17 protein-coding genes are annotated in these 20114 nt (G+C 73.7%); 9 read left to right on the top strand and 8 right to left on the bottom strand.

Annotation, left to right across the window (positions count from 1 at the left end):
• The first annotated feature begins 13 nt into the window (after positions 1-13).
• Positions 14-601 (top strand): hypothetical protein, encoded by a 588-nt coding sequence (locus O7599_RS17080; RefSeq protein ID WP_281623018.1) that lies wholly within the window; start codon positions 14-16, stop codon positions 599-601.
• Between the two features lie 245 nt (positions 602-846).
• On the opposite strand, the gene O7599_RS17075 is transcribed toward O7599_RS17080, so the two are convergent.
• Entirely contained in the window at positions 847-996 is a 150-nt protein-coding gene (locus O7599_RS17075) for a hypothetical protein (protein ID WP_281623017.1), read from the bottom strand.
• Positions 997-1488: 492 nt separating this feature from the next.
• On the opposite strand from O7599_RS17075, the gene O7599_RS17070 reads away from it, so the two are divergent.
• The gene (locus tag O7599_RS17070; protein ID WP_281623016.1) at positions 1489-1872 is read left to right on the top strand and encodes a peptidase inhibitor family I36 protein; all 384 of its coding nucleotides are present in this window, start codon (positions 1489-1491) and stop codon (positions 1870-1872) included.
• 80 nt (positions 1873-1952) lie between these two features.
• Complete coding sequence (locus O7599_RS17065; protein ID WP_281623015.1) at positions 1953-2693, top strand: hypothetical protein; 741 nt, start codon at positions 1953-1955, stop codon at positions 2691-2693.
• An 8-nt stretch (positions 2694-2701) separates the two neighbouring features.
• Here the strand turns inward: O7599_RS17065 and O7599_RS17060 are convergent, their stop codons facing one another.
• A complete protein-coding gene (locus tag O7599_RS17060) occupies positions 2702-3733 on the bottom strand; it encodes a LacI family DNA-binding transcriptional regulator (protein WP_281623014.1) in 1032 nt (343 codons plus the stop codon).
• A gap of 188 nt (positions 3734-3921) precedes the next feature.
• Here O7599_RS17060 and O7599_RS17055 point away from each other — a divergent pair, with 188 nt between their 5' ends.
• Positions 3922-4842, top strand: a complete 921-nt coding sequence (locus O7599_RS17055; RefSeq protein ID WP_281623013.1) for a class I SAM-dependent methyltransferase — start codon at positions 3922-3924, stop codon at positions 4840-4842.
• A 7-nt stretch (positions 4843-4849) separates the two neighbouring features.
• The gene (locus O7599_RS17050; protein WP_281623012.1) at positions 4850-5680 is read left to right on the top strand and encodes an endo alpha-1,4 polygalactosaminidase; all 831 of its coding nucleotides are present in this window, start codon (positions 4850-4852) and stop codon (positions 5678-5680) included.
• Here O7599_RS17050 and O7599_RS17045 read toward each other — a convergent pair.
• Positions 5659-7212: an MFS transporter gene (locus tag O7599_RS17045; RefSeq protein ID WP_281623011.1), complete on the bottom strand. Its 1554-nt coding sequence runs from the start codon at positions 7210-7212 to the stop codon at positions 5659-5661. The two genes, O7599_RS17050 and O7599_RS17045, sit on opposite strands and share 22 nt — an antisense overlap.
• Positions 7213-7292: 80 nt before the next feature.
• Here O7599_RS17045 and O7599_RS17040 point away from each other — a divergent pair, with 80 nt between their 5' ends.
• Together O7599_RS17040 and O7599_RS17035 are read left to right on the top strand one after the other, a co-directional pair.
• Positions 7293-8051 (top strand): TetR/AcrR family transcriptional regulator C-terminal domain-containing protein, encoded by a 759-nt coding sequence (locus O7599_RS17040; RefSeq protein WP_281623010.1) that lies wholly within the window; start codon positions 7293-7295, stop codon positions 8049-8051.
• 61 nt (positions 8052-8112) lie between these two features.
• Complete coding sequence (locus O7599_RS17035; RefSeq protein ID WP_281623009.1) at positions 8113-9120, top strand: NAD-dependent epimerase/dehydratase family protein; 1008 nt, start codon at positions 8113-8115, stop codon at positions 9118-9120.
• A gap of 145 nt (positions 9121-9265) precedes the next feature.
• Here O7599_RS17035 and O7599_RS17030 read toward each other — a convergent pair whose 3' ends face one another.
• The 5 genes from O7599_RS17030 to O7599_RS17010 all read right to left on the bottom strand — a co-directional run bounded on the left by O7599_RS17030 (position 9266) and on the right by O7599_RS17010 (position 18846).
• On the bottom strand, positions 9266-11737 hold the full coding sequence (locus O7599_RS17030) for a PQQ-dependent sugar dehydrogenase (RefSeq protein ID WP_281623008.1): 2472 nt from the start codon (positions 11735-11737) through the stop codon (positions 9266-9268).
• 68 nt (positions 11738-11805) lie between these two features.
• Positions 11806-14142 (bottom strand): ROK family protein, encoded by a 2337-nt coding sequence (locus O7599_RS17025; protein WP_281623007.1) that lies wholly within the window; start codon positions 14140-14142, stop codon positions 11806-11808.
• Positions 14143-14386: 244 nt separating this feature from the next.
• Positions 14387-16738: a glycoside hydrolase family 95 protein gene (locus O7599_RS17020; protein WP_281623006.1), complete on the bottom strand. Its 2352-nt coding sequence runs from the start codon at positions 16736-16738 to the stop codon at positions 14387-14389.
• Between the two features lie 169 nt (positions 16739-16907).
• Complete coding sequence (locus O7599_RS17015) at positions 16908-18194, bottom strand: glycoside hydrolase family 71/99-like protein (RefSeq protein WP_281623005.1); 1287 nt, start codon at positions 18192-18194, stop codon at positions 16908-16910.
• A 193-nt stretch (positions 18195-18387) separates the two neighbouring features.
• Positions 18388-18846 (bottom strand): Lrp/AsnC family transcriptional regulator, encoded by a 459-nt coding sequence (locus O7599_RS17010; protein WP_281623004.1) that lies wholly within the window; start codon positions 18844-18846, stop codon positions 18388-18390.
• Between the two features lie 62 nt (positions 18847-18908).
• Between O7599_RS17010 and O7599_RS17005 the strand changes: the two genes are divergently transcribed.
• Both O7599_RS17005 and O7599_RS17000 read left to right on the top strand, forming a co-directional pair.
• Positions 18909-19610, top strand: coding sequence for an AzlC family ABC transporter permease (locus O7599_RS17005; RefSeq protein ID WP_281623003.1), 702 nt, complete (start codon positions 18909-18911; stop codon positions 19608-19610).
• Complete coding sequence (locus O7599_RS17000; RefSeq protein ID WP_281623002.1) at positions 19603-19938, top strand: AzlD domain-containing protein; 336 nt, start codon at positions 19603-19605, stop codon at positions 19936-19938. Before O7599_RS17005 ends, O7599_RS17000 begins: the two co-directional genes overlap by 8 nt.
• Positions 19939-20114: the final 176 nt, after the last annotated feature.

The following is a 20114-nucleotide window of genomic DNA, read 5'->3' as shown; positions in this document are numbered from 1 at the left end:
ACGCTCCTGCTGCATGACCATGATCTTCGACGTCTTCACCGAAGCGGCCCGCGGTACCACCCTCTCCGGCACCGTGCAGTACCGCGACCCCGACAACTACGGGTTCAGCCAAGGGCCCGCGTTCGGGCTGCAGCTCATCATGGCCGCCTGGCAGGAGGGCGGCGACTTCGGTGCCGGACCCGTTTCGGCCCAGACGGAAGCCGAGTTCGAGGAGCTCTTCGAGCTCTACTTCGGGCCGAAGGCACGTGTGGACGAGGAGGGGTACCTGCTGGAAGACGGCTCCACCGAGGTGCGCATACCCCGCGTCAAAGCCGAGGAGGTCTACAAGGGCCGGCTCGACCCGTACGGCGGCCGGGGCTTCTCGGACGGCGTCCACTACCTCTCCCTGACTCCGGAGCCGGGCGCGTTCGCACGCCGGACCGAGGAGATCATCGTCTCGTGGGAGATCGAGGAGGACAAGGACAACATGGATGGCATCGACGATGAAGAGGGCGGCTCGGCGTCCTTCACTCTCGAGGTGAGCGACCCCCGCTATCTCGAACACTTCACCAAGAACGCGTCCTTCCAGACCGCCTTTACCGGCCACCTCCCCTCCTCCTAGGTTCGGCCCTCCTGGGTTCGGCCGGCCCCCGCCTCTTGCTCCCGCCGCGTCGCCCGAGACACTCCCGCGCCCTCGTCCCCGACCGACCCGGGGACGAGGGCGCGGTGTCCGCGAAGGACGGCGTCAGCCGTCGCCGTAGGCGACGTGGTCTGCCGTCTCTCCCAGTCGTTGCCGCCGGCGCGGGGCCGGCGGGGCGTTCTCCTGTGCCTTGTGGGCCGTCTTCACCGATTCACCCGTTCACGTGTTCACCGGATCGCCGGTTCGCCGGTTCGCCTTTCCGCGCCCGCGGCCGCGCCCGCGTTCATGTCCGCGTTCGTGTTCGCGTTTTTCCTTGCATTCGCGTTCAGTTTTCCAGCCTCCGCGGCAAAGCGTTCCGGCTCCGATGCGGACAGCATGGGACAGACGCCTTGTGCGGCACTGGAGATTGAATTGGGGCCGACTTGGGATTCCCACATCCCGCACGCCCGTTTCACCGGCCGGCTGACGAACCCTAGCGAACCAGCCGGCCGCCAAGTCGGCCCCAAGCGGTTCCCTAGTCCGCCCCCGTACGCTCCCCCGATGCTCCGGGGGGCAGAGCAACAGGTGGCGGCCACGGTCGGTGACCTACCCCGACACCCCCCCGACGGGCGCCCCGAGGTGTTCGGCGAGCAGAAGTGGTGTCTGCGGGCATACGTTGACGCCCAAGGAGGAATGCTACAAACTCGGGGCGGACTACCAGATCACGGACCATCAAGCGGAAGCCGGTCACGGCGCCCGCGCCCGCGTCCGTGGACGGAGACCGTCCGAGAACCGAGCGGCGCTCGTCGCCGCTCCTGTTTGCTCCCCCGCCGCCCCGGGTTGCCAGTCGGCGGCGGGGTGTTCGGGTGCTGCCCCCACCGAGGAGAGAGATGACCAAGAAGCTGTACGCCGCCCTCGTCACCGCCGCCGCGGCCGGCGCCCTGCTCGCCGCCCCGGGCGCGTCCGCCCAGGCGGTGGCCGACGGGTACGACCGCTGTCCGGCCGACCACTACTGCCTGTTCTCCGGCCTCGACGGCACCGGGGAGATGGTCGCCCTCCAGGACGACACCCCGAACCTGGCCGCCGTCGGCATGGACAACCGCGCCAAGTCGGACTGGAACCGGACGGGTTACCGGATCAATCTGTGGTCGGACGCCGACTACACCGGCTGCATGGCCGTCACCGGCGTCGGCGGCAAGGGCAACTTCTTCTCGTCCTTCCGGGACTTCTTCAGCTCGGTCGAGATCGACGCGCCCAACGGCATGTCCTGCTGACGACGTCCCCACGCGCGCCTGATCCAACGCGCCGCGCCGCGCCGGGACCCGTCCCGGCGCGGGCGCACTAACCTCACCGCATGGCGTTCTGGCGGCGTAACCGCGCACGGAAGACCCAGGGCAGGACGGCCGGAAGCATCTCGGTCAACGTGTTCGACCCCCGCCGTCCCGGGCCGGTCGAGCGGCCGGGGCTGCTGCTCGGCGAGCGGCGGCTGCCGGGGATCACGGTCTCCAGTTTCAGCGACCGGCTCACGGCGCACGCCCGCGGGCTCCACCCGCCCGGTACGGGGCCGGTGGCGGTGATCATGCAGCACAGCATGTTCGCCGAGGAGGACCAGGTGGTCGTCATGGGCCTCGCCCGCCGCCCCGCGATGGTCGTGCGGATGACGCCGCGGCTGCGCGCCGATCTGTACGACCTGGGCGAGGCGATCGTCGCCGACGGCGCCGTGCTCTACCTCGACGCGCACGAGGGTTTCCTGCGGGCCTCGCTCGCGCTGCCGGCGATGACGTCCGAACTCGACACGGGGATGCTGCTCCGCGAGGGCAACGTCCAGGAGTTCCTGGAGGCGGCGTACGCGACCGAGACCGTCGAGTTGCACATCCAGCACACCGCCCACGACCGGCTGTTGAACTACACCTGCGCGGCGCCCGGCATCCGGGCGGTGCTCGACGAGGGCTTCGACCTCTACACGCAGTCGCCCCCCGCCGACCTGCGGGCGAGCCTGGAGGCCGTCAACGACAGTCTCGACCCGGCGGTGCGCGTGCCGCTGCGGGTCACCGGGAACGCCGACCTCGCCGTCGCGTACGACGCGGAGGTCTGACGACAACCTCACACCACCGGCCCGTACCGGATGACGTGCGTCGGCAGGACGGTGCGCTGCGGGGGCAGGGGCGCGGCGGGGCCGCCGTTGATGCGGTCGATGAGCAGGCGCGCCGCCTGCCGGCCCATCTCGTCCGCGTCGTACGACACGACGGTCAGCGGCATCCCGAGGACGTCGGCGAGGTCGAAGTCGTCGAACCCGGCGAGCGCGACGGGCAGTTCGAGGGCGCGGACCGCGCGGATGGCGCCCTGGGTGAGGCGGTTGTTGGTGCAGAACAGCGCCGTGGGCGCGGGGTAGGGGCTGCCGGCCCCGGCCAGCAGGTCCCGCGCCGCCCGCTCCGCCGTCGCCACGTCCGTCAGCCCGCGCCGTACGAGCCGGTCGTCCGGCTCACGTCCCGCCGCCTCGTGGGCGGCGCGGTAGCCGCGGTAGCGCTCGGTGCCGGTGTGGATGGCCGGCGGGTTGCCGAGGAAGCCGATCCGGCGGTGGCCGGCGGCGAGGAGGCGGGCGGTGGCGTCGCGGGCGCCGCCGAAGTCGTCGACGAGGACGCAGTCGGCCGCCATGCCCGAGGGCGGCCGGGACGCCAGCACCACGGGCATGTCGCGTAGCGCCGCGGGCGTGAGGTGGCCGTGGCTGTCGCCGGCCGGCACCACGATCATGCCCGCGACCTGCCGCGACGCCAGGTCCTCCACCAGTCCGCGCTCGCGGTCCAGGTCCTCGCCGGTGTTGCTGAGCAGCATGCTCAGCCCGTGCCGCGCGGCGACTTCCTGGACGCCGAGCGCGAGCCGCGAGTAGAAGGGGTTGGCGAGGTTGGTGACGATCAGCCCGATCATGCCGCTGCCGCCGAGGCGGAGGCTGCGGGCGGTCGCGTTGAGCCGGTAGCCGAGGGCGTCGACGGCGGCCAGGACGCGTCGGCGGGTGGTCTCGCTCACCCGGCTGTCGTCCTTCAGCACGCGCGAGACGGTCATGGTGCTGACCCCGGCGCGGTCGGCGACGTCACGCATCGTCGGCGCCCCGGCGTCGCCCGGTCGCTGCTGCGCCATGCCGTTCCCTCCACCCCCGCCGCGCATGTGGCCGATTCTAGGTTCGTTCCGGGTGTGTACGGACACGGTGCGCTTGGCCGCGACACTCCGCCCGGTCGTATGAGCGGGAGATTAACTCTTCATGTCGGGCGCCTGTGCGGCTGTTTCTTCCTCGTCCCGTACGCCCCGTTTCTGATGGGGTGCAGTGCATGTCGAATATCCGCACCATCGAACGCATCGGACGCCGCCTGGAGCGCGCGGTCCGGAAGTCCGGTCCGGCCAACGGCAGGAACCGCAGGGTCAGCGAGGTCGACGAACTCCGCGGGCGGGTCGACGCGATGGAACAGGAGCTCCGGGACGCCCGCGTCGCCCGCTACACGCAGGAGTTGCTCTTCGGCGGGCTCGACGGACGCGGGGCGCGCATGCCGACCAAGGGGTCCGTCGACACCCTGGTCACGCAGGTCGAGGCCGCGACGGGGGAGCGGGACGCCCGCGCCCACGTCGTGGCCGCGTTCCGCACGCTGGTCGAGGTGGAGCTGCGCGGCGTCGGCCGGATCGCGGGCGGCACGCCCAACATCCTCGGCAAGCTCACCGTCCCGCTGCTCCTCGGCCCGCCCAACGACGACGTGCTGGAGATCGGCACCCTCTTCGGCCTGTTCTCCTCCGCGCTCACCCGGCAGTTCGCGCGCGCCGGCCGGCACTGTTCGCTGACGATCGTGGACCCGCTGGCCGACGTGCAGCTCCAGCCGGGCACCGCCAACACCGCCGACCCCTCCGGCACTCCGGTCAGCGAGTCCGTCGTGCGGACGAACCTGGAGCTGTCCGGCGTGCCCGCCGAACGGGTCCGGCTGCACCAGGGGTTCTCCGGCGACCCCGCCATCCGCCGCGCGGTCTCCGACCGCGCGTACGGGACGGTGATCGTGGACGGCGACCACTCCGCCGAGGGGGTGCGCGCGGATCTGGAGTGGGTCGAGGAGATCGTCGCGCCGGGCGGCCTGGTGGTCGTGGACGACTACGGGGACCGCACCTGGCCGGGGGTGAAGGAGGCGGCGGACGAGTACCTCGCCGGGGACACCGCGTTCGAGCTGATGGGGGTCGCCTCGACGAGCGCCTTCCTGCGGAGGCGATAGTGAGGGGGTGACCCGCGTACGAAACCGCGCGGCCGGCGCCGTCTTCGTGGGCGCCGCCCTCGCCGGCGCCGCCGTCGTGGCCGCCGCCCTGCTCCTCGCCGCCCGGGGGGACGGCGACGAACCGCGCGAGCCCGCGCTGCCCCCGCCGGGCGCCGGGCTCGACTACCAGATCGGCGGCGCGTACGACCCGCCCCCCGGCGTCGGCGTCGTCGTCCGCGACCGGGGCGACGCCCCCGCCCCCGGCGCGTACAACGTCTGCTACGTCAACGCCTTCCAGGCCCAGCCCGGCGCCGAGGACGCGTGGGACCCCGACCTGCTGCTGCGCGACGCCGACGGCGAGGTCGTCTACGACGAGGACTGGGGCGAGGCCGTGCTCGACCTGCGCACCGCGGGCAAGCGCGAGCGCATCGCCGCGAAGGTCGGCCGCTGGATCGACGGCTGCGCCGCGCGGGGCTTCCAGGCCGTCGAGCCGGACAACCTCGACACGTACGTCCGCTTCCCCCGCCTGCTGACCGCCGCCCACGCCCGGTCGTACGCCGCGCTCCTCACCCGCCGCGCGCACGACCGCGGGCTGGCCGTCGCGCAGAAGAACACCCCGGAGCTGGCCGGCGACCGGGCGCGTACCGGGCTGGACTTCGCGGTCGCGGAGGAGTGCGGCGCGTACGACGAGTGCGCCGCCTACGCCGGGGCGTTCGACGACCGGGTGCTGGTCGTCGAGTACACGCCCGGCGGCCTCGCGGCGGCCTGCGGGGACTGGGGCGACCGCCTGAGCGTCGTCCGCCGCGACGTCGCGGTGTCCCCGCGGGGCGCCGCGGGCTACGTCCGCGAGACCTGCTGAGCGACGCCCGCCTCCGGCCCGACGCCCGCCTCCTGCCCCGCCGCCGCCTCCTGCCCCGCCGCCGCCGCCTCCGGCTCCGCGGGCGGCGCCGCGGCGGGCTCCCGCTCCGGGCGCGGCGTGGCGAGCAGCGACGTCAGGCACGCCGCGCCCAGCAGCACCGCCGCCCCCACCGTCAGCGCCGTCGTGTACCCGTGCACCGTGGCCGCCGTCGCCGTGGTGCCCGCCGCCGACGAGAGGTGGGCGGCGGCGGCGCTCGCGGCGAGGGTGTTGAGCAGCGCCGTGCCCAGCGCGGCGCCCAACTGCTGGGACGCGTTGTACGCCGCCGACGCCGCGCCGATCTCGTGCGGGCGCATGTGCGCGGTGGCCAGCGCCGCCGTCGGCGGCATGACGCAGCCGAGGCCCAGCCCGGTGAGCACCAGTGCCGGTACGAGGTACGCGCCCAGCACGGCCGAGCTGTCCGCCGTCAGCCGGGTGAGGAGCAGCATCCCGGCCGCCGCGGCGACAAGACCCGGCACGATCAGCGCCGCCGGCGCCACCCGCCCGTGCAGCCGGCCGGCGATGAGCAGCGAGCCGGCGAGGGCGGCCGCGGCGTTGACGAGGAGCGTCAGCCCGGACTCGACGGGTGAGTAGCCGAGGACGCCCTGCGTGTAGTAGCTCATGAACAGGTAGAAGCCGAACACCGCGACGAACATCAGCGTGATCGCCAGGAACGCCGCGCCGCGCGCCCGGTGCAGCAGCACCCGCATCGGCAGCAGCGGCTGCGGCGCCCGCAGCTCCGCGGCGGCGAACGCCGCCAGCAGCACGACCCCGCCGCCGAGCAGCGCGAGCACCCTCGCGTCGCCCCAGCCGCGCGGCTCGGCCTCGCTGAACGCGTAGACGACGGCGGCGAAGCCGGCGGTGCCGAGCAGCGCGCCCGGCAGGTCGAGCCGGCCCGTGGCGCGCAGCCGCGGGGCGTGCGGCACGAAGGCGGTGCCGAGGGCGGCGAGGAGCGCGACGGGCACGTTGACGTACAGGCACCAGCGCCAGCCCGCGTACTGCGTCAGCAGCCCGCCCGCGATCAGCCCGACCGCCGCGCCCGCCGCGCCGACGGCGGCGAACACCCCGAAGGCGCGCCCGCGTTCGCGGTTCCCGGTGTACGTCGTCGTCAGCAGCGACAGCCCCGCGGGCGCGAGGAGCGCGGCGCAGACGCCCTGCAGCGCCCGGGCGGCGAACAGCGTCTCCGGCCCGGTCGCCGCGCCGCCGAGGGCGGAGGCGGCGGCGAAGCCCACGAGGCCGGCGGCGAACGCGCGGCGGTGGCCGAGGAGTCCGCTGACGCGCCCGCCGATCAGCAGCAGGCCGCCGAAGGCGAGGGCGTAGGCGGTGACGGCCCACTGGCGGTTCGCGTCGGTCATGCCGAGCGCCTGCTGCGCGGACGGCAGGGCGATGTTCACGATCGTGCTGTCCAGCACGACGAGCAACTGGGCGGTGCTGACGGCCAGCAGGGTCCACCAGCGGCGCCGGCCCCCGGCGCGTGCGTGCGTCTCATCCGGCACGGTATCCCACCTTCTCTAACGGTGTATGTGACTCCCTAACGGTGTTAGGGGGCGTCGCACACCGTACTACACTCGGCCGGGTGGGTAGCGAGAAAAAGCAGGGTGACCAGCGGAAACGCGGCAAGGGCGACGGTACGCAGAGCATCTGGCTGCGCCCGGGGCGGACGCCGACCCGCGGCGAGCCGCCGCTGACGCGGGCCCGGATCGGGACGGCGGCAGTCGCGCTGCTGGACGAGGACGGCATCGACCGGCTCACCATGCGCCGCCTCGCCGACCGGCTCGCGGTCGTCGCGCCCTCCCTCTACTGGCACGTCGACACCAAGGACGACGTCATCGACCTCGCGGTCGACGCGGTCTTCGGCGAAACGCAGCCGCCGGCGCCCGGTGCCGCGGACCCGGCCGGCGGCTGGCGCGAGGACGTCGCCGCCGTCCTCGGCGGCTGGCGCGCCGTGCTGCTGCGCCACCCCTGGGCCGCCGCCGTCCCGGCCCGCCGCAAGCCCGGCCTCGGCCCCCACTTCCTCGCCTGGATGGAGGTCCTCCAGGCCACGCTCGTACGCGCCGGCTTCACCGGCCGCGACCTCCTCGCCGCCACCTGGGCGCTGCACAACCACGTCCTCGGCTCCGCCTCCACCCAGGCGGCGCTGGACGTCAGCGCCGAGGAGCGGGACCTCGCCCAGGAGCGGGTGCGCGCCGAGGCCGACCGCTACCCGACGCTCGCCGCCAGCGACTACCTCCGCGACGACGACTGGAACGGCACCTTCGCGGCCGGCCTGGACTTCATCCTCGACGGCCTTCAGGCCCGCCTCTCCGGACCGCCCACCCGGCCCGTTCGCGGGTGACGGCTTCTGCTGTCGGCGTAGCGATGCTGTGCCGGGCCGGAATCGGTGCTTGGGTGCGGGGATGGACATTCTCGTGCTGGGCGGTACGGCCTGGCTGGGCCGGGAAGTGGCGCGGCTGGCGCTCGCCCGCGGGCACCGCGTGACGTGCCTCGCGCGCGGCGAGAGCGGCGGGGTGGCGGACGGCGCCGAGCTGGTCGCCGCCGACCGCCGCGAGCCCGGCGCGTACGACGCGCTGCCCGCCCGCAGCGCCGACCGCCCCTGGGACGCCGTGGTCGAGGTGTCGTGGCAGCCCGGCTTCGTCCGCGGCGCCCTCGCCGCGCTCGCCGACCGCGCCCGGCACTGGACGTACGTCTCCTCCGGCAACGTCTACGCCACCCACGACGAGCCCGGCGCCGACGAGTCGGCGCCGCTGATGGAGCCCACCGACCGCGACGAGGCCGACCGCGAGACGTACGGCGAGGCCAAGGCGGCCTGCGAGCAGGCGACCCGGGAGGCGGTCGGCGACCGGCTCGTCATCGCCCGCGCCGGGCTCATCGGCGGCCCCGGCGACCACACGGACCGTACGGGCTACTGGGTCGCCCGCGCCGCCCGCGACCCCCTGGGCGCCATGCTCGTCCCGCACGGGCCGCACCTGTCGACGCAGGTCGTGGACGTCCGGGACCTCGCAGACTGGATGCTCGACAACGCGGAGTCCGGCACCACCGGGACGTACAACGCGGTCGGGCCCGTCCTCTCCCTGGAGGAGTGGATCCGGCTCTCCCGGGAGGTCGGCGGGCACACGGGGCCGGTGGCCGAGGCCGGTTCCACGTGGCTGCGCGGGCAGGGCGTGGAGCCGTTCATGGGGCCGGAGTCGCTGGCGATGTGGCTGGAGGAGCCGGGCTGGGAGGGCTTCGCGGCCCGCAGCGGCGCCGCGGCCCAGGCCGCGGGGCTGACGCACAGGCCGCGGGCGGAGATGCTGGCGGACACCCTGGCGTGGGAACGGGGGCAGGGTCTCGACCGGCCGCGGCGGGCGGGGCTGAGCCCGGCGCGGGAGCGGGAGCTGCTGGCGGCGCTGGCGGCGGCGGAGTGACCTGAGGGAGTCACGCGGACGGCGTCGAAGAGAGACGGCGTCGAAGAGACCGGCACGGTGCGCTCCGCCCAGCCGGGCGCACCGTGCCGGCCGTCCTTCGGCCGGTCCGCCGCAACGGACCGGGTTCTCCGGCCGGTTCGTCTCCCTACGACGTCGTGAACGTGAAGGCGTCGACGTCGAGCAGGTTCCCCTGCCCCGTGGGTCCCGCGAACCGCAGGTAGAGCGTCGTCGTCCCGGCCGGCGCCGGGTTCAGCGAGGCGGAGACGTCCACGTACGTGTCCCACCCGCCGGTCGGCGGGACGTTCAGGGTGCCGAGCAGGCCGCCGGTCGGCGAGCCCGTACGGATCTCGATCGTGCCGCCGGGACCGCCGGAGGCGACCCGCGCGCTGACGCCGGTCACGTCGTCCAGCGCGTACGGCTCGAACGACACCCAGTCGCCGTCGTCCGTGAACCCGACCGTGGCGCCGCCCTCCGCGCCGCCGTGCCCGGCGATCTGGATGCCGGACATCGCGCCGAAGTGCTCGGCCTGCCGGTGCCGCGGCTGGAGGGTGCGGGCGCTGGTGCCCGTCAGCCCGCCCGAGTCGGTGTACTCGGCGGTGAAGACCCCGTACAGGTTCGCGGCGCTGTCGTGTTCGCCGTCCTCCGGCACGTCGAGGGTCCCGCTGCAGCCGGTCGTCGAGGTGATCTCGTGGGTGTGGCTGTCGTGCCCGAGCGAGTACGTGACCTCGACCTTGGAACAGTCGATCGCGCCGTCCTCCGGGTCGCTCGCCGCCACCGTGAACGGCACGTCGTCGCCGAAGGAGAACAGCCGCCCGTCGCCCGGCGTCTGGAGGTTCACCGTCGGCGCGGTGTTGCCGGCGGTCACGACCAGGCTGTCGGTGCCCGTGAGGCCCTCGGGGTCGGTGACGGTGAGGGTCGGGGTGAAGGTGCCGGACGCGGTGTACGTGTGCGAGGGGTTCGCCTCGTTCGAGGTGGCGCCGTCACCGAAGTCCCAGTGGTACGTGAGCGCGCCGCCCTCCGGGTCCGCGCTGCCCGCCGAGCTGAACGCCACGGTCAGCGGCGTGCCGCCCGAGGTGACGTCCGCGGTCGCCTCGGCGACCGGGTTCCGGTTGGCGCCGGCGAGGTACTCGATGCGGTACAGCGCCTGGTTGCCGCCGCCGGTGCCGTAGTCGAGGACGTACAGCGCGCCGTCCGGGCCGAAGTCGGTGTCCATGACCTGCGTGCCGTCCCAGGGGAAGTCCTCGATCAGCCCGGGGGAGCCGTCCGACCCGACCTCGATGGCCTTGATCCACTGCCGGCCCAGCTCGCCGGCGAAGTAGCGGCCGTCCAGCGACGCGGGGAACTTCACGTCCGAGTCCAGGTCCGGGTCGTAGCGGTAGACCTCGCCGCCCATCGGGGACTCCGAGCCGCCGCCGAACTCCGGCGGGCTGCCGGCGTCGCCGCCGTAGTGGATCCAGGCGGCCTCGGCCGCGGGGAGCCTGTCCTGGCCGGTGTTGTGCGGGGAGTTGTTCACGGGGCCGCCGGCGCAGTCGTACTTCGCGCCCGAGGGGCCGCCGGGGAAGGTGTACTCGTTGTACGTCTCCGCCGCGGTGTTCGTGCCCGTGCAGTACGGCCAGCCGAAGTTGCCGGGCTCGGTGATGCGGTTGAACTCGACCTGGCCGTTCGGCCCGCGGTTGGGGTCGGTGGTGCCGGCGTCCGGGCCGTAGTCGCCGAGGTAGACGGCGCCGGTCTCGCGGTCGACGGACATCCGGAACGGGTTGCGGAAGCCCATCGCGTAGATCTCGGGGCGGGTCTCGGGGGTGCCGGGCGCGAAGAGGTTGCCGCCGGGAACGGTGTAGCCGTCGGCGGTGGGCTTGATCCGCAGCACCTTGCCGCGCAGGTCGTTGGTGTTGCCGGAGGTGCGCTGGGCGTCGAACTGCGGGTTGGTGTCGGCCCGCTCGTCGAGGGGGGAGTAGCCGGACGAGGCGAACGGGTTGGTGTCGTCGCCGGTGCTCAGGTACAGGTTGCCCTGGGCGTCGAAGTCGATGTCGCCGCCGACGTGGCAGCACTGGCCGCGGTCGTTGGGCACTTCGAGGATGACCTGCTCGCTGCCCATGTCGAGGGTGCCGTCGGCGTTGAGCGTGAACCGGGAGAGGTTCAGGTGGCCCTTCCAGGGCTCGAAGTCGGCGGGGGCGCCGGTGACGGGCGCGTCGCCGGGCGGGGTGTTCAGCGTGGGCGAGTAGTACAGGTAGATCTGCCGGTTGGTGGCGAAACCGGGGTCGGCGGCGACGCCCTGCAACCCCTCTTCGTCGTGGCTGTAGACGTCGAGTTTCCCGGCGGTCTTCGTGTTGCCCGCCGCGTCGGTGAAGCGGACCGTGCCGTCGCGCGCGGTGTGCACGACCGAGCGGTCCGGCAGCACGGCGAGCGACATCGGCTCGCCCAGCTCGGCCGTGCCGGAGGCCAGTTGGACGTGCTGGTAGTCGCCGGGGGGTATGTCGGCCGGGTCGCCCGCGGCCGGGCCGCCGGCGGCCAGCGTGCCGCCGCCGAGCACCAGCGCGAGGGCGGCCAGCGTGCGCAGGGCGCCGCCGGGTCTGCCCGTCCGTCTCTGCCGGGACCGCCGGTGGGGGGTGCGTCTCATGGGTTTCCTTCCTGGTACGTCGGGGGTGACGGTTCGTGCGGGTGCCCGGGGTTCCCGGGCCGTACGGTTCACAGGGCCCGCAGGGCGGTGCCGCCGCGCAGCCTCGGGGTGAAGGCGGCGTGGAAGATCGTGGAGGCCGCGCCGACCGCCGCGGCCTCGGGGCCGAGCACCGACCGCTCGACGTCGACGTGCCGCAGCCGGCGGGCGGTGGGGAAGTCGTTGACCATCTCGCCGATGTGGGACAGGTACAGCGGGGCGGCCGGGTCGGTGAAGAACGGCCCGCCGAGCACGACGAGGTCGATGTCGAGCAGGTCCACCAGGCTCGTGGTGCCCTGCCCGACGGCCCGCGCCAGGTCCCGTACGGCGGCGGTGGCGGCCGGGTCGCCGGCCGCGGCGGCCTCGGTGACGGCGCGGTAGCCGGCGGTGGTGCCGGCCAGCGCGCCGTCGAGCGGGTAGCCGTGCCGGGCGGCGAGCCGGGACAGGCCGAGCGGCGGGTTGCACTCGGGCAGCACCTCCGGCCGGCCGCCGGTCTCGGCGCGGCCGAGCGCGACGGCGCACAACTGCCCGAACTCGCCGGCGTTCGCGCTGGTGCCGCGGTGCAGGTCCCCGTTGAGGTAGAGGCCGGAGCCCACGCCCGTACCGAGGTAGACGTACGCGAAGTCGCGGGCCCGCCGGTCGCGGCCGATCCACCGCTCGCCCGCCGCCGCCGCGGTCGCGTCCTTCTCCATGATCAGCGGGCACCGGAAGTGGTCCTTGAGGAGGTACAGCAGCGGCAGGTCCGTCCACACCGACATGAGCGGCGGGTCGAGCACCGTGCCGGAGTCGGTGTCCACAGGGCCGGGGACGGCCACGCCGATGCCGAGGAACCCCCCGGGCCGTACCGCGCCGCGGGCGTCGGCCAGCACGCCGCGGCCGAGCTGGGCCACCTGCCTGACCAGCACGTCGGGGTCGGAGGTCGGCTGTACGGGCCGGGTGCGCTCGGCGACGATCGCGCCGTCCAGGTCGATGACGACGGCGGTGAAGACCTCCGGGTCGATGTGGATGCCGACGGCGTGCGCCGCCTCGCCGCGCAGCCGCACGGGCGTGCGCGGCTTGCCGGAGGTCGCCTGGCGGCGGTTCTCCTCGACGAGGATGCCGCGGGCCAGCAGCGAGCGGGCGATCCGGGACACGGACTGCTGGGTCAGGCCGGTGCGGTGGGCGATCTCGCCGCGGGTGACGGTGCCGGCGAGGCGGACCGCCTCGATGACGACGCACTCGTTGAACGAGCCGAGGTCGATGTGGTTCGCGCCGCCGGCGGCGTCCAGGCGCCCGGTCCCGGCCCCGCCCCCGGGGCGGGTACGGGGGCGGGGCGGGGCGGCGTGGCTGGCTATGGACTCGCGCAGCCACTGCAGCGGCTCGCCGGCGGGCTTCCGGGCGTACGCCTCGACGGCGCCGGTGAGGTCGCGGTAGACGCGGCGGGAGGACTCGGGGTGGCGGGAGCTGTCGAGGGCGACGAGGGCGCGGAGGTAGCTGCGCCAGGTGCAGGTGGCGGGGATGCGGTGGAGGGTGGCGGGGGGCGAGGCCTCGGGGCGGATGGCGGGCGGCGGCTGCGGGGGGCGGGCGGTCGGCCGGCCGGGCGCGGCGGCGGGCACGGGGCCGGGCACGGGGCCGGGTGCCGGTACGGGTGCGGCGGGCGGGGAGGCGTGCGGGTGGTCTGCCGCGGGGTCCGCGGTCCAGAGCGTGAGCGCGGACAACTCGATGCGGGGATGCCGCCTGCGGGCCTTGGTGAGGAACGCGGCGAGCGCTCGGTGCGGCGCCGGCGGGCGGCTGCCGGCGACGGCGCCGGGCAGGGCGTCGCAGGCGCGGTCGAGCCCGGCGAGCACGTCGGCGCCCACGGCGTTGCCGGCGGGGCGCGGCTGGGCGGCGGAGCCGGGCCGGGCGCCGGCGAGGAGCACCGCGCCGTGGGCGTCCGCGTACAGGCCGACGATCCAGAGGTCGGAGCCGGGCAGCGGCGGGTCCGCGGGCGGGTGGTCGGACCAGCGGCGCCGGATGGCGGCGACGGTGGCGTGTGACAGGCCCAGTTCGCGGCCCACGGCCCGGGAGGCGGCGGCGCCGTCGCTGGCGAGGAGAGTACGGGCCAGGACCTCCGCCTCGTCGACGGTCGGGGGCCGCCCGGGGCGGGCGCGGTGCCGCAGCCCGGCGATGCCCTCGTCCGCCCACTTGTGCCGCCAGGTGCCGACCGTCTGCCGCGAGACGCCGAGCCGGCGGGCGATGTCGGTGTCCCGCATGCCCTGCCCGGCCAGCAGCACGATCCGGGCCCGCAGTTCGAGCGCCCCGCCCTCGGCCGCCCACTGCCGCAGCACACCGGTGTCCTCGGCGGAGGGCGGTGCGGCAGCGGTCACGGTCGCCTGCTTGTGGGGGTGCATGGCGTGGCCTCCTGTGCGGCTCGTGTCGCACATGTAAAACCACGTGTGTTACTAAGTCAACGCCCTGAAAACGCCTTTTAGTTGCTGGTCTGCAAAGGGCGCTGGTGCATTGTCAGGCGAATTAAAAGACGCCGTGTGCAAGGCTGGAAAACAACTGCCTGACAAACGGGCACGGGCCTGCCCGGTGCGCCCCGGACCCGGGCCCGCGGCGCACGTCGCGGGCCCGGGCGGTACGCGGGCGGGGTCAGCCGCCGAAGGTGTACGTCTGCCCCGCCACGGCGTCGATGACCTGCTCGCCGCCGGGGAGCAGGTCGCTGCGCAGGGTGAGTTGGCGCGTACGGCTCGCGTGCAGGGCGATCCGGGTCGCGCGCCCGCCGGCCCAGGTGACGTCGAGCGTGGCGCCGCCGCGGGCGCGCAGCCCGGTCACGGAGCCGGCGGGCCAGGCGCCGGGCAGGGCGGGCAGGACCTCGATGGGGCCGTGCTGGCTCTGCAGCAGCATCTCGGCGATGCCGGAGGTGGCGCCGAAGTTGCCGTCGATCTGGAACGGCGGGTGGGTGTCCCAGAGGTTGGGCAGCGTGGAGGACTTGAGCTGCTCGCCGAGCATCTTGTGCGCGTGGTCGCCGTCGGTGAGCCGGGCCCAGAAGTTGATCTTCCACGCCTTGCTCCAGCCCGTACCGCCGTCGCCGCGGGCGGTCAGGGACACCTTCGCCGCCTCCGCCCACTGGCTGCCGACCTCGATCTGCCGCCCGGGGTGCAGGCCGAAGAGGTGCGAGACGTGCCGGTGGTCGTTGTTCTGGTCGTCCAGGTCCGCCTTCCACTCCTGCAACTGGCCCCACGAGCCGATCCGCAGGCCCGGGTCGAGGTCGGCGAGCGTCTGCTCCAGGCGGGTGCGGAAGTCAGGGCTGTCGCCGAGGGTCTGCGCCGCCTCCAGGGTGTTGGTCAGCAGGTCGTACACGATCTGCTGCGACATGGAGCAGCCCGCGGTGAAGTCGCCCTGCTCGGGCGAGTAGCTGGGGGTGACGACGAGCTTGCCGTCGCGCGGGTCGGTGCGCAGGTTCGCGAGCCAGAACTCGGCGGCCTCCTTCATCACCGGGTACGCGGTGGTGCGCAGGTAGTCCGTCGAGCCGTCGAAGCGGTAGTGCTCGTACATCTGCTGCGTCAGCCAGGCGGCGGCCTCGGGGAACCAGAAGGACGTCGCCCAGTCGTGCACGCCCGTGAAGCCGAAGGGGTTGGTCTCGTTGTGGACGACCCAGCCGCCGGTGGTGTAGAGCTCCTGCGCCGAGACGCGGCCGGGGGCGCGCAGGGCCTCGACGAAGTCGTCGTACGGGCCGGTGGTGTCGGCGAGGTTGGTGACCTCGGCGGGCCAGTAGTTCATCTGCAGGTTGATGTTGACGTGGTAGTCGGCGCTCCACGGCGGGTTGGTGACGTTGTTCCACACGCCCTGGAGGTTCGCCGGGGTGGACCCGGCCCGGGAGGAGGCGATCAGCAGGTAGCGCCCGTACTGGAAGAACAGCGCCTCCAGCGCCCGGTCGGCCGCCGAGCCGCTCCCGTAGCCGGCGAGGTGCCGGTCCGTGGGCTGCGCGGGCTGCTGCTGGCCGATGTCGAGCGCGACGCGGTCGAACAGCCCGCGGTGGTCGGCGACGTGCCGCTCGCGCAGCGTGCCGTGGCCCGCCTGGACGGCCCGGTCGACTGCGCCGGTGACGCGGTCGTGGGGGTCGGCGCCGCGGTAGTCCGGGTAGGTGTCGGCGTAGTTCGTGCCGGCCGCCAGCACGAACCAGGCGCTGTTCGCGCCGCTCACCGTCAGCGTGCCGTTGCCGGCGGAGACGCTGCCGCCCTCGGTCAGCAGCCGTATCTGCGCCTCGAAGACCATGCCGTTGTCCTGGAGCGCGCCGCGGATCGTCAGCCGGTCGCCGCTCGCGGTGGCCTGGAAGTCGTTGCGCGGCGAGGTGTAGCGCAGGGTGAACGACACCCGCCCCGGCTGGCTCGCCGTCAGCCGGCCCACCGCCACCGCGTCCGGGTGCGAGACGAAGTACTCGCGGCGGTGGTCGGCCCCTTCGTGCGCGTACGCCACGGCCGCGACGCCCTCGGCGATGTCGAGGTCGCGCCAGTACGAGCCGTCGGGGCCGCCGGGCGCCGACGGGTGGTCGAGCAGCAGCTCGCCGAGGATCTGGTACGCGCCGAAGCCGTGCTTGGACTGGCCGAGCTGCTGCGCGACGGTCTCGGGGCTGAGCCGGCCCTCGGCGTCGAGCCGGTCCTGTACGGCCTCCAGCGCCCCCGGCCGAGGCTCCCGCCAGTTGCCGAAGTCGTAGCCGCCGCCGGAGCCGGGGCCGCCGGTCCACAGCGTCTTCTCGTTGAGCGTCAGCCGCTCGGAGGCGAGCGTGCCGAACACGCCGACGCCCAAGGCGCCGTTGCCCAGCGGCAGCGACTCGCGCTCCCAGTCGGCGGCGGGCTTGTCGTACCACAGGCGCCAGGCGTCGCCGGGGTCGGCGGCGGCCCGGCGGGCGGCGTACGCCAGGGCGGGGGTGCCCAGCGTCAGGGCGCCCGCGGCGGCGAGCGCGGTCTTCACGGTGGCTCTGCGGGTGATGTCTCCGGACATGTCACTCACCTCGAAGATCGTTCGTGCGACGGAAGACTCGGGTGGTGCGGGGGTGGGGCGCGCGGGGCGCGCGGGTGCGGCCCGGCGGGCGCGGGGAGCGCCGCCTGGGGCCGCGGGTCGCCGCCGGACCCGCGCGCGGGGGCGCCTGCGCGCGGGCCCGGCGGCGCGATCAGGGCCGCGGCGGGGTGGGCCGGTCCGGGGTGAGGGCGAGTTCGCCCTTGAGCATCCGGCCGCCGTCCGCGGTCAGCCGCAGGTAGTAGTCCGAGGAGCACGACGTGCCGTCCTCGTCGAGCGCGCGGATCCCGGAGCCTGACGGCACCTGCGCGCCGGTCTCCGCGGTCTTGGCGATCTGGTTGGCCTCGTTGTACTCGTCGAACATGGAGATGTAGAAGCCCGCGACGTCCAGCCGCACCAGGTTGTAGAACTGCCGCCACATCAGGTCGCCGTGTGCGCGGTGGCCGCTCTGCAGGTCGCCGGGGATGACGCAGGGCTGGTAGTCGATGCCGTGCGCGTCGCAGTCGGCCTTGTCCGGCCCGTTGACGTTGTTGTAGAAGTGGTCGGCGCCGCCGACGTCGGAGATCCGGCCCACCATCCACGGCGAGATCATGTGGAAGGCGTGGTAGACGTCGAGGAAGCCGGGGCGGGAGTCGGACTGGCCGGTGCGCCAGTGCGTGGGCACGCCGCCGATGACGTAACAGCCCTGGTTCTTGAACCAGTTGACGACGTCGAGGCAGGGCCCGGGCTCGAAGGGGCGGCCGTCGTCGTTGAAGCCGAAGCCCCAGATGCACACCACCGGCTTGCCGTTCTGCACGGCGTACGCGCCGGACGACGTGTACGCGCTCATCTTCGTCGTCCAGTCCTCCTTGATCTGCGACTGCATCTGCGTCCAGGAGGTGACGTCGTACATGATGTAGAACTTGCGGCCGTGCTTCTCGGCCGCCGCGCGCACCTTGGCGGCCATGCCGTCGCGCGTGGCGCCTTCGCCGCCGAAGGGGTTGAAGCGCTGGAGGGCGGCGGTGTCGCAGCCGTTCTCGGCCATCCAGCGGAAGTGCGTGTCGACGGTCTGGTCGTCCCAGGAGGAGAAGAGGGTGGCCTGGCCGCCGCCGTTGAGGTCCGGATAGGCGGTGGGGTACGTGTTCTCGTACTCGCGCATGTCCGGCCAGGACGCGATGGTCGTGTTGTCCGGGGACGGCGGCCGGCTCATGTCGCGGCTCCAGTGCCACCACCCGTTGATGGGCGCGCCGTCGCCGGGGCAGGCGAACCAGCCCTGGTAGCCGACGGTGATCTTGCCGACCACGTCGCCGATCGGGCTCGCGGCCGGCTTCGCGCCGGGCCGCGGCGCCGCCGCTGGCTCCTCGGCGGCGCCGGCGAACTGCGTGGAGAGCACGCCGCCGGCGGCGGCCGCGGCGGAGGCGGCGGCGCCGGAGACGATGAGCTTGCGTCGGGAGATCGTCACGAGGGTTTTCCTCACGTTCGGGCCTGCGGTGGGGGAATTCCCGGCGGCGGCGAAAGGCGCCGCGCCAAGGGACGCGAGCCGTAACGTAGTCGGGCACCAGTCGCGTAGCAAGAGATCCGACCAATTGAATTCGATTTCTCAACTCACTTACGTGTCAGGCCATTTATTTGACGAATGCGGGCGTGCTGGGAAATCAGTCCACGACCTTGATCTTCTTCATTGTGGGCTGCGAGATCACCCGGGCGACGCCCGGAATGCCGATGATCTTCCCGGTCTGGAACTGTTCGTACGCCGCGTAGTCCGCGACCAGCACCCGCAGGAAGTAGTCCGGCGTACCGAACACCCGCCGGAACTCCACCACCTCGTCGTACGCGCCGATCGTCGCCTCCAACCCGGCGAGGGTGTCGAGGTCGCTCACCGACACCTCGATGGACACGATCACTTCGAGCCTGCGCCCCGCTGCCTCCTCGTCCACCCGGGCCCGGTAGCCCGTGATGATCCCGGCCTCCTCCAGCCGCTTCACCCGCCGCAGGCAGGGCGGCGGGGTCAGGCCGACGCGGCGGGCCAGCTCGACGTTCGTCAGCCGGCCATCGTGCTGGAGCTGACGCAAGATTTCGCGATCAAGGTCATCGAGTTTCTTTTCATTGCTCACTCCATCAGTTTACTGCCATAATCTGCAACCATATGAGGCGTGGATGTTTCTAGGATCGACTCATGCCACGCCAACTGCGCGCCGACCTCGCCCGGGCGCTCGCCGACTCCGGACCGGTCGGGCTCGGCGCCTTCCCCATGGGCGTGGCCTTCGGCGTCCTCGTCGCCCACGCGGGCCTGGACTGGTGGTGGGCGAGCGTCTTCTCTGGTCTCATCTACGCCGGTTCGCTGGAGTTCCTCTTCCTCGGCCTGGTGCTGGCCGCGGCGCCGCTCGGGCAGATCGCGCTGACGGCGTTCACGGTCAACTTCCGGCACGTCTTCTACGCGCTGTCCTTCCCGCTGCACCGCGTCCGGGGCCGCGCGGCCAGGGCGTACAGCACCTTCGCGCTCTCCGACGAGGCGTACGCCGTCACCGCGCACCCCGCCGCGCAGTCCTACCCGGGCCGCCGCGTGCTGTGGCTCCAGGTCTTCATCCACCTGTACTGGGCGGGCGGCGCCACCGCCGGCGCGCTGCTCGGCGCCGCCGTCCCCACCGGCGTCGAGGGCCTGGACTTCGCCGTCACGGCCCTGTTCACCGTGCTGGCCCTCGACGCGCTCCGCGACCGGCCCGGCCGCGCCGTGCCCGCGCTGGCGCTGGGCTGCGCGCTGGCCGCGCGGCTCGCGGTGCCGTCAGGACAACTCTTCGCCGCGTTCCTGCTGTTCGGCGCCGTGCTCCTCGCCCGCTACGCGCTCGTACGGCGCCGGGAGGCGGGCGCCCGTGCCTGACACCCCCGCCGCCGGCTACCTCCTCGCCGCCGTCGCGGTCGCCGTCGCCGTCACCTGGGCGCTGCGCGCCCTGCCGTTCGCCGCGCTGGCGCCGCTGCGGTCCAGCCCGCTCGTGGCGTACCTCGCCGCGGCGATGCCGGTGGGCGTGATGGTGATCCTCGCCGCCTACACGCTGCGCCACCTCACGCCGCGCGACCCCGCGGCGGCGTGGCCGACGCTGCTGGCGCTGGCCGCCACCGCGGCCGTCCACCTGTGGCGGCGCAATGTCCCGCTGTCGATACTCGGCGGCACCGCCGTCCATGTGACGCTCGCCAGCGCGGTGTTCTGAAGCCCTCCGACCTCTGCGCCCGTCATGGACTCCTTGTTCCGTATTCCTCCGTGAAGAAGTGGATTGCTCCGGACTTCGCGAAACTCGACAGATGACGGGCGGTCACCCGGGGCAGGCGCCCGGGGCGTACACACGGAAGAGCGCCGCGGCGGCCACCGGCCGACCGCGGCGCTCTC

This window comes from Streptomyces sp. WMMC500, from assembly GCF_027497195.1.
Classification (GTDB): domain Bacteria; phylum Actinomycetota; class Actinomycetes; order Streptomycetales; family Streptomycetaceae; genus Streptomyces.
Note: the sequence above shows the minus strand (reverse complement) of the source record. Positions and strands in the feature narration are given on the sequence as shown.

Bases quoted from the DNA above. Each gene is read 5' to 3' on its own strand.
- O7599_RS17080 (WP_281623018.1), top strand. From the start codon at position 14: ATGACCATGATCTTCGACGTCTTCACCGAAGCGGCCCGCGGTACCACC.
- O7599_RS17075 (WP_281623017.1), bottom strand. From the start codon at position 996: ATGCTGTCCGCATCGGAGCCGGAACGCTTTGCCGCGGAGGCTGGAAAA.
- O7599_RS17070 (WP_281623016.1), top strand. From the start codon at position 1,489: ATGACCAAGAAGCTGTACGCCGCCCTCGTCACCGCCGCCGCGGCCGGC.
- O7599_RS17065 (WP_281623015.1), top strand. From the start codon at position 1,953: ATGGCGTTCTGGCGGCGTAACCGCGCACGGAAGACCCAGGGCAGGACG.
- O7599_RS17060 (WP_281623014.1), bottom strand. From the start codon at position 3,733: ATGGCGCAGCAGCGACCGGGCGACGCCGGGGCGCCGACGATGCGTGAC.
- O7599_RS17055 (WP_281623013.1), top strand. From the start codon at position 3,922: ATGTCGAATATCCGCACCATCGAACGCATCGGACGCCGCCTGGAGCGC.
- O7599_RS17035 (WP_281623009.1), top strand. From the start codon at position 8,113: ATGGACATTCTCGTGCTGGGCGGTACGGCCTGGCTGGGCCGGGAAGTG.
- O7599_RS17030 (WP_281623008.1), bottom strand. From the start codon at position 11,737: ATGAGACGCACCCCCCACCGGCGGTCCCGGCAGAGACGGACGGGCAGA.
- O7599_RS17025 (WP_281623007.1), bottom strand. From the start codon at position 14,142: ATGCACCCCCACAAGCAGGCGACCGTGACCGCTGCCGCACCGCCCTCC.
- O7599_RS17020 (WP_281623006.1), bottom strand. From the start codon at position 16,738: ATGTCCGGAGACATCACCCGCAGAGCCACCGTGAAGACCGCGCTCGCC.
- O7599_RS17005 (WP_281623003.1), top strand. From the start codon at position 18,909: ATGCCACGCCAACTGCGCGCCGACCTCGCCCGGGCGCTCGCCGACTCC.